9 protein-coding genes are annotated in these 11,818 nt (G+C 54.8%); 8 read left to right on the top strand and 1 reads right to left on the bottom strand.

Annotation, left to right across the window (positions count from 1 at the left end):
* Position 1: 1 nt before the first annotated feature.
* Positions 2–643, top strand: coding sequence for a potassium channel family protein (locus tag ACZ5EH_RS11265; RefSeq protein WP_464278225.1), 642 nt, complete (start codon positions 2–4; stop codon positions 641–643).
* Positions 644–704: 61 nt separating this feature from the next.
* On the opposite strand, the gene ACZ5EH_RS11260 is transcribed toward ACZ5EH_RS11265, so the two are convergent.
* Entirely contained in the window at positions 705–1,343 is a 639-nt protein-coding gene (locus ACZ5EH_RS11260) for a hypothetical protein (protein ID WP_464278224.1), read from the bottom strand.
* 232 nt (positions 1,344–1,575) lie between these two features.
* Between ACZ5EH_RS11260 and ACZ5EH_RS11255 the strand changes: the two genes are divergently transcribed.
* From ACZ5EH_RS11255 to ACZ5EH_RS11225, 7 genes are all read left to right on the top strand, one after another.
* Positions 1,576–2,664, top strand: a complete 1,089-nt coding sequence (locus ACZ5EH_RS11255) for an AI-2E family transporter (protein WP_464278223.1) — start codon at positions 1,576–1,578, stop codon at positions 2,662–2,664.
* 30 nt (positions 2,665–2,694) lie between these two features.
* Complete coding sequence (locus ACZ5EH_RS11250) at positions 2,695–3,501, top strand: Mut7-C RNAse domain-containing protein (protein ID WP_464278222.1); 807 nt, start codon at positions 2,695–2,697, stop codon at positions 3,499–3,501.
* 311 nt (positions 3,502–3,812) lie between these two features.
* Positions 3,813–6,551 carry a PAS domain S-box protein gene (locus tag ACZ5EH_RS11245; protein ID WP_464278221.1) on the top strand — a complete coding sequence of 913 codons (2,739 nt, stop codon included), beginning with the start codon at positions 3,813–3,815 and terminating at the stop codon, positions 6,549–6,551.
* A gap of 146 nt (positions 6,552–6,697) precedes the next feature.
* The gene (locus ACZ5EH_RS11240; RefSeq protein WP_464278220.1) at positions 6,698–8,467 is read left to right on the top strand and encodes a sigma 54-interacting transcriptional regulator; all 1,770 of its coding nucleotides are present in this window, start codon (positions 6,698–6,700) and stop codon (positions 8,465–8,467) included.
* A 385-nt stretch (positions 8,468–8,852) separates the two neighbouring features.
* Positions 8,853–9,674, top strand: a complete 822-nt coding sequence (locus tag ACZ5EH_RS11235) for an ABC transporter permease (RefSeq protein ID WP_464278219.1) — start codon at positions 8,853–8,855, stop codon at positions 9,672–9,674.
* A 2-nt stretch (positions 9,675–9,676) separates the two neighbouring features.
* Entirely contained in the window at positions 9,677–10,465 is a 789-nt protein-coding gene (locus ACZ5EH_RS11230) for an ABC transporter permease (RefSeq protein WP_464278218.1), read from the top strand.
* A gap of 45 nt (positions 10,466–10,510) precedes the next feature.
* Complete coding sequence (locus ACZ5EH_RS11225) at positions 10,511–11,656, top strand: extracellular solute-binding protein (protein WP_464278217.1); 1,146 nt, start codon at positions 10,511–10,513, stop codon at positions 11,654–11,656.
* Positions 11,657–11,818 lie beyond the last annotated feature (162 nt).

Genomic DNA, 11,818 nt, shown 5'->3' with positions numbered 1-11,818 from the left:
CATGCGCATAGCATTCATTGGTGCCGGCGAAACCGCCATCCGCACCGTCAAGGCCCTGATCCAAGAAGGGCACGAAATCATCATGGTGGAAAAAGACGAAAAGCTTGTGAACGCACTCAGTGAAGAACTGGACTGCAGCTTTTTACAAGGCGATGGCAGCGAACCCAAAATACTGGAAGAATTAAGCCCGGAAGAAACAGAATTTCTCTTTTGCCTTTCATCCAGCGATCAGGACAACATCATCGCCTCGCTGGTGGGCAAATCCCTGGGATTCAAACGGGTCGTCACCAGCATCGAAAACACGTCCTACCTTTCCATCTGCATGGAATTGGGGCTGGAAGACACCATCGTACCCTCACAGACCATCAGCGACTATCTGGCGGATATGGTGCGCGGTCAGGAGAACCTTAAACTTTCAGCCATCACCCGCGACCAGGCAAGGTTCTTCTTTGTCACAGCGGAAAACGAAACAACGCAGCAGGATATTGCATTGCCCCAAGGAAGCAAGGTGATTTGCTTTTTCCGCGACGACACCTTCACCCTGGCCGAGGCCGATACGTCATTTAAAGCCGGTGACGAGCTTGTGGTGTTGGCCACCAGAAAGGCCTATGAAAAGTATCTGGAGCAGCAGGAAAAGGACTGAGAGCAAAGGGGCTTGCATTAATCAAGCCCCTGTCATGCCAGACGTTCGCACTAGAGCCAAATCAACGGTGCATTCGACCTCGCCCGCCAGGCCCCATGCCGTACCCCATGCCGGAACCGTGGCTGAACATGGTGTAATGCATCTCGGTTTGCAGCAGAATATAGTCCAGAATCTCGCCAGACATTTTATCCGAGGCATTGCTTATCAGCCATTCGTATTTGGGTATGAGATCAGCCTCCATGTCCATCGCCTTGCGATAGGCGTCTTCAGGAGACGCAAATGCCGTAACGGCAGGTCGCGGCGCATCCGGCTGCACGCCATACGCAGCAAACATTTCCTGAATCCATTCTATATGGTTGATCTCTTGCGGAATGACCATAAGATACGGGTGGCGTAAATTAAATTTGCGTGAATCCTTTTCGTATAGCGCTTGGGAAGATTTTTCCAATGACAATACTTCATCCAGCTTATTCAACCATTTCTGATTTTGGGGTTTTGGCAGCGTATCAGGCACCATATCCCTGGACTGATACTGCCCATTCCAATCGTGACCACACCATGGGCATTGATCCCCCCAGCGCTCATACCCCATGCCTGGCCCCATGTGTCTGCCGCCATGCATCTGCGCCAAGGCAAATCCAGAAAACAATGTAGTGGAGAGTATTACCGTGAAAAACAACATCAAATACGGGCGCCTCATACTGTCTCCCTTGAGCCTGCAACTTCAGACATCGCTTCACTGCAAAGCCTCTTCAGGCTCCACTATACTTATACATCTTCATCAATCCCATAGATACAGTGGTATTTCGGGTAGCATGGCCGCTTCCTGTGCGCAGACGCTCTAAACTAGCTCTTGAAGCACCGCCGGACTGCGGGTAAAGTGACTTCCGACCTTCCTGGTCAGTATTTTACAATACTGCAAAGAGGACCACATGCCGATCCGCCAGATATTGAAATCCTGGGGCGAGCGCTACTTTTTCGACGACGAGACAGTGTTCTTTGCCCTGCTTTTGGCTGGGCTGTTCGCCCTGGTCATCTTTTTCGGGCAAGTGCTGCTGCCCTTCCTGTTCGCCCTTGTCATCGCATTCCTGCTGCATGGCCTAGTGGAGTTGCTGACCCGTTGGAAGCTGCCGCGTCTTGCTGCGGTGCTTATCGCCTTCGGGCTCTTTCTCGGCATCGGCGCCGGCATGCTTTTATGGCTGCTGCCGCTGCTGTGGGAGCAGGTCATCGGCCTGACCCGGGAACTGCCCAACATCCTGCGCATGGTGCAGGAGTGGTTCTTCGAGCTGCAACAGCGCTATCCGCAAATTCTTTCCGAACAGTATGTGAACAACCTACTTTCCGAGGTCACACGGGAGTTGCGCCAGGCCGGGCAGTATGTTGTCAGCTTCTCCATGGCCAGCATTCCCAGCATGGTGGCCTGGATGGTCTACTTGGTGCTGGTGCCCATCTTGGTCTTTTTCATGCTCAAGGATGAACGCCAGCTCACGGGGTTTGTGTCCTCGCTGCTGCCCAAAAAACGCGTGCTTCTGAGCAAGATTTGGAAGGAAATGGACGCCCAGATCGCCAATTACGTCCGCGGCAAGGTCATCGAGATTCTTATCGTGGGCATTGTCAGCTGGATATCGTTCGCCTTCCTGGGACTGCGTTATGCAGAACTACTGGGCCTCATGGTCGGGCTGTCCGTCGTGGTCCCCTATGTGGGCGCCGCAGTGGTGACAATTCCCGTGGTGCTCGTGGCCCTGTTCCAATTCGGCTGGGGCAGCCAGTTCGCCTGGGTTGTGGGCGTGTATCTTGTTATTCAGGCGCTGGACGGCAACGTCCTGGTGCCGCTTCTCTTTTCCGAAGCAGTGAACCTGCATCCCGTGTCCATAATCCTGGCCGTGCTCATTTTTGGCGGACTTTGGGGATTCTGGGGGATATTTCTGGCCATTCCCCTGGCAACGCTATTCAAGGCCGTGTTCATTTCCTGGCCCCGGGCAAGCAATGGCGAGGCGCTGCCGTCTACCGGCCAGACGTGATGCACCTCTCCATAAGGGGGCGCACAGCCATTGCATACCGCCTTGTTCCTGCTTACCCTGCACGGTATGGACACTGATCCCGCCATAACGCGCCCCCCTGCACAAGCGGCCATCCGCTTCCACAAAGAACTTGCGCAACTGTTGCGTTGCAGGAACAACGACGGCCTCGTGCATTACGCCGTTACCCGCCGCGCCTCCATCAAGGATGTCATAGAAGCCTTGGGACCGCCCCACTCCATGGTGGGGAGCATCCACGTTAATACCCTAGAGACAGGGTTCGGTCATTTACTGCGGCCGGGTGAATCCGTTGATGTGTTTCCCCATGTCTATCCGCGGGATGTGACCCGCCCTTCCCTGCTGCGCCCTACACCTTTGCCCCAGGTTCGTTTTCTGGCCGACGCCAATGTGGGCAAGCTGGCGCAACGCATACGCCTTTTGGGGTTTGACACCGCCTATGACCGGGCTGCGGAAGACAGCATAGTTGCACTGCAGGCAGCCGAAGAAGGCCGCATCATTCTCAGCAAGGACAGAGGACTTCTGAAGCGCTCTGTAGTGGTGTTTGCACATCTGGTGCAAAGCGAGGAGCCGGACGCGCAATTGCGAGAAGTGCTCGCGGCCTTCGGGTTGCGCCCTCCCTTTGCTGTTTTCAGCCGCTGTCTGCGTTGCAACACCCTGCTGGAGCCAATCAGCAAGGAAGCGATCCTGCACAGGCTTCTGCCCCTGACAAAACGTCATTTTCAGAATTTCAAGCGTTGCCCCGGCTGTGACAAAATTTACTGGGCCGGCTCCCACCACGAAAAGCTGCACCACCGTCTGGCCGAAATGGGGGTACTCTGAATACAGGCCCTTTCCGCTGGCAATGGCATACGGCCCATGCCCCACCCGCTGGTCGACTGGACATAGCATCTCAGGTATGCTCTATTTCACACTGGTCTACATTCATATCACGCTAATATATGTGCCTATTTATTGGATTTTAACCGGAACGCCTCATATAAAATCGCGGCGATCAATAGTGCAGCTAGCATATAATAATTGCACATCAAGCCAACTATACAAAAAGTGGTATGAAATAACGTGTAAAAACACATACAGGTAGTCAGGCCGCCAGAGCAGCATTTTCCTCATCCTCTGTAACAGGATTCGCCATGCAGAAGAAAACAAATAATATGCATTGGTTAATTCCACTGGCCTATTTTGCGCTTGGCTCGCTCTGGATCCTATTTTCCGATGTTCTGCTTTTTGGTGAAAAAGTCACCCCTGAACTTGTCTCCCTTTCCACGCTCAAGGGCTTTGGATTCATCTTCGTCACCACGGTATTGTTGTACGCACTGCTTAGGCAGCAATACAAACGCCACCTTGCCCATCACGCCGCAATCTTGCAGCAAAGCGAATTTCACAGGGCGATCACCCGCGCCTCGCCCCTGGCTATTTACAGCCTGACGCCAGAAGGCAATGTCATAACATGGAACGAATCTGCGGAGCGTATCTTCGGCTGGACCAGGGAGGAAACGGTTGACGCATTCCTGCCCGTTGTCCCACAGCAGGAGATGGAAAACTTCCAGCAAATCCGCAAGCGCATTCTGGCAGGGGAGGCCTTTTCCGCCCTTGAGGTCACCCGGGTAAAAAAGGATGGCACCCCCGTACCTGTTTCCCTTTCCACCGCCCCCATAAGGGATAGCACCGGGAACACCGTCGCCATGATGGTTGTCGCAGAAGACATCTCAGATCGAAAGGAAGCTGCAAGGACCATTCACAAACTCAACCGTCTTTACCTGGTGCTCAGCAACATCAACCAGACGATCGTCCGTGTCCGCGACCTGAAGCAGCTTTATCATGAAGTGTGCAGAGTGATTGTGGAGGATGGTAAATTCACCATGGCGTGGCTGGGCGTTGTGGACGAATCTTCCAATACCCTCACCCCTGTGGCCTCTGCTGGTAAAGTTGGTCACTACCTCGACTCCCTGCGTATTGAACTGGACACATTGCCCCCAGCTGGCCCAACTGGCCCACCAGGAGAAGACGCTGCCAGGTCCCTGACGGCTGTGGAAAGCGCCTTTCTCACGGGGGAGCATGCCATCGTTGATAATGTGGCTGATGACGAGAGGATCGAACACCGTAGAGAAGAAGCCCTGGAAATGGGGTACCGCTCGTACGCCGCCTTTCCACTCATCGCCTGCGGCCAGGTAATGGGCGTTTTTTGCCTCTATTCCAACGAAACCGCTTTTTTTGATGCGAGCGAAACCCGGCTTCTGGACGAATTGGCCATGGACATCTCCCTGGCCATGGAAATCGCGGAAGAAGAACGTTTGCGCAAAAAGGCCGAATGGTCGCTCATGGAGAGTGAATCACGCTACCGTAGCATGTTTGAATACAATTTGGTCATTATGATGCTTATAGATCCGAAAAACGGCAACATCGTCGATGCCAACCCGGCGGCCTGCGCCTTTTATGGGTGGAGCAGGGAAGCCTTCAGAAAACTTTCCGTTTGGGAGCTCGACGACCGTGATCCGGAAGAAATAGAGGGAAGCCTGAACAAGGCACGCACCCTTGGCAAGAATCACTTTCTGCTCCCCCACAGGCTTGCTGACGGTACGTTGCGCAACGTGGAAGTTTTCAGCGGCCCTATCCGGCAGGGAGACAAAGAAATCCTGTATGCCATGATTTTCGACGTCACAGACCGGCTGGACGCCGAAGCAGCGCTTGTGGAAGCCAAGGAACATGCAGAAACGGCCAACAGAACCAAGAGCGAATTCCTGGCCAACATGAGCCACGAGCTGCGCACCCCCTTGAATGGCATAGCCGGCATGCTTCAGGTAATGCTGACCACGGACCTGAACAGCGACCAGAAGGAATACGCCCAGGTCGCCATCAACTCCACCAAGCGCCTGACGGTTCTTCTTTCCGACGTATTGGACCTCTCTCGCCTGGAGGCCGGCAGGATGACAGCCGCCAAGCTACCATTTGACCTGAAAAAACTCCTTTCTGACGTGGAGGAGCTGTTCAAACCCCACATCATGCAAAACAACGTGACCTTTAATCTCGAAATTGCGCCGGAATTGCCTGGCGCCGTTTCCGGAGACAGCGCCCGTCTGTTCCAGGTTCTCGCCAACCTGGTGGGGAACGCCTTCAAATTCACCGAAGAAGGGAGTGTCACACTACACGCTGCCCCGCTGCCACCCTCCGCCAGTGGCAGTCACAGGGTTCTCCTCACCATTATGGATACAGGCATTGGCATACCGGAGGACAAAATCGACGAACTCTTCGAACCGTTTACCCAGGCGAACGAAGGATTTACCCGCCAATTCCAAGGCGCGGGGCTCGGTCTGGCAATATGCCGCCGACTCACAGCGCTGATGGGAGGCTCCATCTCCATGACGAGCGAAGTGGGCAAAGGCACCACTGTCTGCGTTTCCCTTCCACTTGAAAGGGCGCCGGAGACCACCGTTGCCCCCCCTGTAGTGGCGCCCCCGTCCGGAAAGAACTCCCGTGATGACAAGCTGCGCCTCTTGCTTGCGGAAGACGACATGGTCAACCGTATCGCCATGACAAAAATCCTGGAAAAATCCGGCTGCAACGTCATGGCCGTGGAAGATGGAAGCCAGGCGCTTGAATTGCTCCAACGACACGACTTCGACGCAGTCTTCATGGACATCCAGATGCCTGTAATGGATGGGGTGGAAGCCACCCGCCACATCAGAGAAGGTGCGGCAGGCGAAGATAATAGCGACATGCCTGTGGTCGCCATCACCTCCTACGCCATGGCAGGCGACAAAGAGCGTTTCCTCGCCATGGGGCTGGACCACTACATTGCAAAACCCGTGGACCGGGATTTGCTGCTCCACATACTGCGCGACATAGCCCAAAGCACTGGCAAAACAAACTGATAGCAGACGCGCCACAGCCGCCCTCTACCGTCTTTTGCCGCCGTGTTGACGGAAACCTGGGCAAGTCCTTATTGTATCCCTATTCGTTACCCGCAGAATGAGGGCGTTTCTGAACCACACACTTCCAGACTCTTCTCCGAGACACCATGCCAGAGCACAATCAACTCCTGCTTTCCTACCTGGATGCCGTCAGCTACGCCATTGTCGCCATGGATACCGCCGGCATGGTGCTCTATGTAAACGGGCCGGCCCGCGATTTTCTAAAGCAAAGAGGGCGTGACTTTGCCACCTGCGTCGGGCGGCATGCCTCGTCCATCCTGCCCCTTGCCACCCCCATTGCGCTTAAAGCCATGACCACTGCGGACTTTGCCCAAGGCAAAGGGCGCATTGTCGACAAAGGCAAGGAGCTGTTCTTCGAGATAACGCCCCTCATGGTGCACGGAAAACTCCACGGGGCCATGGTCAGCCTGCAGCGTGAAGAACGCTTTGAAGAGGTGGCCAGCAAGCTGGAAACTTACAAGTCCCTCTTCAAGCAACTGCACGCCGTGTTCGAGTCCTCCAGCGACGGCATTTGGGTAACCGACGGTGACGGCGTTATCACCAATGTCAACAAGGCTTCCCTGGAACTCAACGGGCTCAAGGGAGAGCAGCTCATCGGCCAAAACGTCGCCACCATCGTGGCGCGTGGCGGCGTGGACCAGGCAGTGACCCTCGAGGTCATGAAGCGCAAACGGCAGATCAGCCTTATCCAGCATATAAAGAGCACAGGCCGCCAGATTCTGGCCACAGGCACCCCCGTCTTTGACGACAAGGGAGATCTCGCCCTGGTTGTGGTCAACGAGCGTGACCTCACAGAACTGAACAACCTGCGCAGAGACCTGGCCATTGCCAAGCAAAGCCAGGAAACCGTAAGCAATGAGCTCAAAAGCATACTGGTGCTGGAACAAGCCGGCAGCGGCATTGTTGCCGAGAGCAAAAGCATGCGCCAGGCACTGCACGCTACCTTGAAGCTGGCGCAGCTCAATGTCTCAGACATACTCATTACGGGTGAATCCGGCGTGGGCAAGGGCATGCTGGCCAAATTCCTGCACAACAACAGCCAGCGCAAGGACAAACCCTTCCTGAGCATAAACTGTGCGGCCCTGCCGGAAAGCCTTTTTGAAGCTGAACTTTTTGGCTATGAAAGCGGCGCGTTTACCGGTGCACGCCAAGGCGGCCGTATGGGGCTGCTGAAACTGGCCCGCAATGGCACACTTTTCCTGGATGAAATTGGCGAACTGCCCCTTTCGCAGCAGGCAAAACTGCTGACCTGTCTGGACCAGCACGAATTCATGCCCATTGGCGGCAACAAGCTTGAAAAAATGGACTGCTCCCTGGTTTTTGCCACCAACAAGGACCTGGAACACCTGGTGCGCAAAAAGCGCTTCCGCCGCGATCTCTACTACCGGCTGTCGGCCTTTACCCTGCACATTCCCCCTTTGCGGGAGCGCAGCGAAGACATTTTCGAACTGGCCCACACGTTCCTGGACAACTACAACAGGGAGTTCCACACCAAGAAATTTCTGAGCAGCGAAGCCCTGGACCTGCTCCAAGAACACCCCTTCCAGGGAAACGTGCGTGAATTACGCTCCTTGATACGCAAAGGCGTCGTCATGAGCGAGGAGGACGATCTAACAGGCTATCTGCGGCGTTGCCTGCTTCGGGAAACGCCCTCTGCCGCACAAAAAAGTGCTCCCGTAGAGAAACTGCCCGAAGCAGTGGCGCATCTAGAGCGTGAACTCTTGCTCAAAGCCAGAGCCCTGTACGCCAACACCCGCGATATGGCTGCCTATCTGGGGATCAACCAGTCCACAGTGGTCCGGAAAATGGCCAAGTACGGGTTGGGCAATGGTGAGGCGACAAATGATGCAATATAGCATCAAAAAACCCAGTACTCGCCAAAAACGATCAAACAATTTTTATGTCGAATATACAGATAAATAGAAAATAACAATGTGGAGTAAAACATCCTCTGACTGTATTGAAAAAGAACCCACCTTGCCATAAAAGACAATCCGATGCTAAAAGGCATCAAACATAATACCTTTACATTAAACACTTTTCCAACAAATAACTGATGTACAAACGCATCAAGACTTTTCCAACTCTCCCCACAAACTTCGCATTAGCCTGAAATTACTACATAAAACAATATTGGCAGATTCTTTGCCTAAAAAAGGGCTTAATCACTAACTTTTCAGAGAGTGCGCTTTCACTATGAAAAAAACCCAGTGGCAACCCTGGGCGCTCCTGGCGCCCTCCATGACCGCGGTTTTCCTTCTGCTGGTCGTTCCTGTGTGCTTTGTGGTGGTCTACAGCTTCTGGCTGCGCGCCTCCACCGGCGCCGACATCCCAGCGTTTCAAATGGGGAACTACGCCAAGTTTTTTGCGGATTTCTTCTACCCTTCCATCCTTCTGCGAACCATCCGCATTGCCCTTGAATGTGTCGCCCTGTGTCTGGTGATGGGCTACATCCCCGCCTATTTCTTTTACCGCACCACCAGCAAGTTCAAGCCCATTCTCATGCTGCTGATCATGCTGCCGTTCTGGATCAGCTTCATCATCCGCACTATGAGCTGGGTGAACATCCTGGGGGATACGGGACTTTTGAACCACATGCTGCTTTCCATAGGCATCATATCAGAACCTATTCAGCTGCTTTATAATGAGGGATCGGTGCTCATGGGGCTTATCCAGTACCTGCTGCCTTTTATGATCCTGAATATTTACGTAAGCCTGGAAGGCATCGACCGCAGCCTGCACGAGGCGGCCCGCAGCATGGGGTGCAACGAGTGGCAGGCATTCAGGGAAGTGACCCTGCCCCTTAGTCTGCCCGGGGTGAGCGCCGGGTGTCTTCTGGTTTTCGTGCTCACGGCCGGCACCTACCTGCCCCCCATGATTCTGGGTGGCCCAGGTGATGAAATGATCGCCAACATCATCTTCAAGCGTGTCATCGGTACGCTGGACTGGCCCTTTGGCTCGGCCATCAGTGTTATCCTGCTGACGCTGCTCGGGATCATTGTCTGGACCTACAACCGCTATCTCGGCATCAACACAATCTTCAAGGCCTTCAAGGGAGCGTGATCATGCTGAAAAATAGCGGCTGGTCCCTGATAAAACTGTATACGTTTCTGGTGTATGTGTTCATGTTCGCCCCCATTGTGGTGGTAATTGTCCTCTCGTTCAACCCGCAGCAGTTCGGTTGCTTCCCCATGGAAGGCTTCAGCTTCAAGTGGTATGTGAAGCTAGCCCACAACGACACCATTCTGCGAGCTTTCAAAAGCTCCCTGCTGCTCGGCTCGCTGACGGCCATCATCACCACCAGTATCGGCGTCATGGCGGCAATGGCTTTTGTGCGGTACGAGTTCCCCGGCAAAAATACGCTGAACACCCTGTTGCTCTCGCCCATCATGATTCCTGAAGTCGTGCTCGGCGTTGCGCTGCTGCTTTTCATCCGCTGGCTGCAACAGCCCAAAAGCTTTGCGCTGCTGCTCATTGGCCACGTGGTGCTAACGCTTCCCTACGTGCTGCTCATTGTGCAGGCCCGGCTTGTGGGTATCCAGCGGGTCTACGAGGAGGCCGCCCTCTCACTGGGGGCCAACCCGTTCCAGACCTTCAAGGAAGTGACACTGCCCCTTTTGATGCCTGCCATTCTTGCCGGCATGCTTTTCTCGTTCACCATTTCCTTTGATGACATTACGGCAACGCTGTTCTGGGCCACCGCTCAGAGCCAGACCGTGCCTGTTAAAATTTTCGGCATGCTCCGGAACTCGATCAGTCCGGAGATCAACGCGCTGGGTGCGGTCATGATCTTTCTGACCGTTTTCACGCCGCTGATGGCCGGATACCTGGCCCGGAAATTCGCTCGGGGATAGCGCGCGCACCCCCCACTGTCCGTTCAACCTTAGGAGGATGCATCCATGAAGAAGCAACTAGAGGCTGTGAAGGAAAAATACTCTGCCGGCGACATTTCCCGCCGTGACTTCATGAAGTATCTGGCCGTTGCAGGCGCCGTGGCCGGTCTTGCCGGTGGTCCATTCACCGCCGTACGCAAGGCAATGGCAGCAGATTCCATCCGCTTTGACGGATGGGGCGGCACCACTTCGGAGGCATTCCGCAAGTTCGCCTTCGAGCCTTTCACCAAAGCAACGGGTGTTGAAGTCATTGACGGCGAATTCGGCGACATGGACTCCTACCTCACCCGCGTCAAGGCTTCCTTTCCTCCGGGAGGCGAGTTCAACCTTGCCCACTTGAGCGGTGTTTTCGATTACGCCCGCTACGTTGGCCTGGGCTTTGCCAGCGAACTGGACGAGAGCAAGATTCCCAACCTCGCCAATGTAATGACCGCCATGGTCGAGCCGTACCGCAAGATCACCGATGGCAAGCTCTCTGCTGTTCCCTACGATCTGGGGCAGACAGGCATCGCCTACAATACCGATAAGATTTCCAAGGAAAAAGCCGAAAAGCTGGGCGCTTCCCTGCTGTGGGACGCAGAACTCAAAGGCAAGCTGGGCAGCTGGGGCGACTGGCGCACCAACATCTGGTACGCAGCCCTGCACACTGGGCAAAGCCCCAACGACATCAAGGACCTGGACGCCGTATGGAACGCCCTGCGCGAACAGGTGCCCATGATCAAAAAATACTGGGGCTCCGGCGCCGAACTCATGAGCCTGCTGGCCAATGAAGAAATCTACGCCACCGTGGCCTGGTCCGGCCGTGTTGCCCACCTGCAAAAGGAAGGACACCCCATCGGCTTCCTGGCTCCCAAGGGTTGCTACTCCTGGCAGGAGTGCATCTTCGTGCTCAAGGGCACCGACCTGGAAGTCGCCCAGGAACTGCTGAACTTCATGCTCGCTCCTGAGGCCTCCATCGCCGTGGCTGAAGGCCAGCAATATCCGCCGAGCCTGGACCCCACCAAGGTCAAAATGCCTGAGACCGTTACCAGCCTGCCCGCCTTTGACCCCACCGGCAAGCTGGATGGCTACCTGTTCGCCGACCCGGTCTACTGGAATGAAAAGCAGATCGAATGGACCGAGAAGTGGGACCGCATAAAAGCCGGCGCTTAGTTTGAACTGACATAATTTGCAAAGTGCCCGGGGGGAAACCTATCCATGGAAGGTTTCCCCCCTTTCCGGGGAATGTACCCGGAACGGAAAACGTGGCGCAAACGCGACAAGAACAACACTGAGTCTGTGATGCCTGTGTGTACAGGTAAAGGCTCACAACCG

The sequence above is a fragment of the Desulfovibrio biadhensis genome (assembly GCF_055388615.1).
This window is presented reverse-complemented; position numbering and strand designations above follow the sequence as displayed.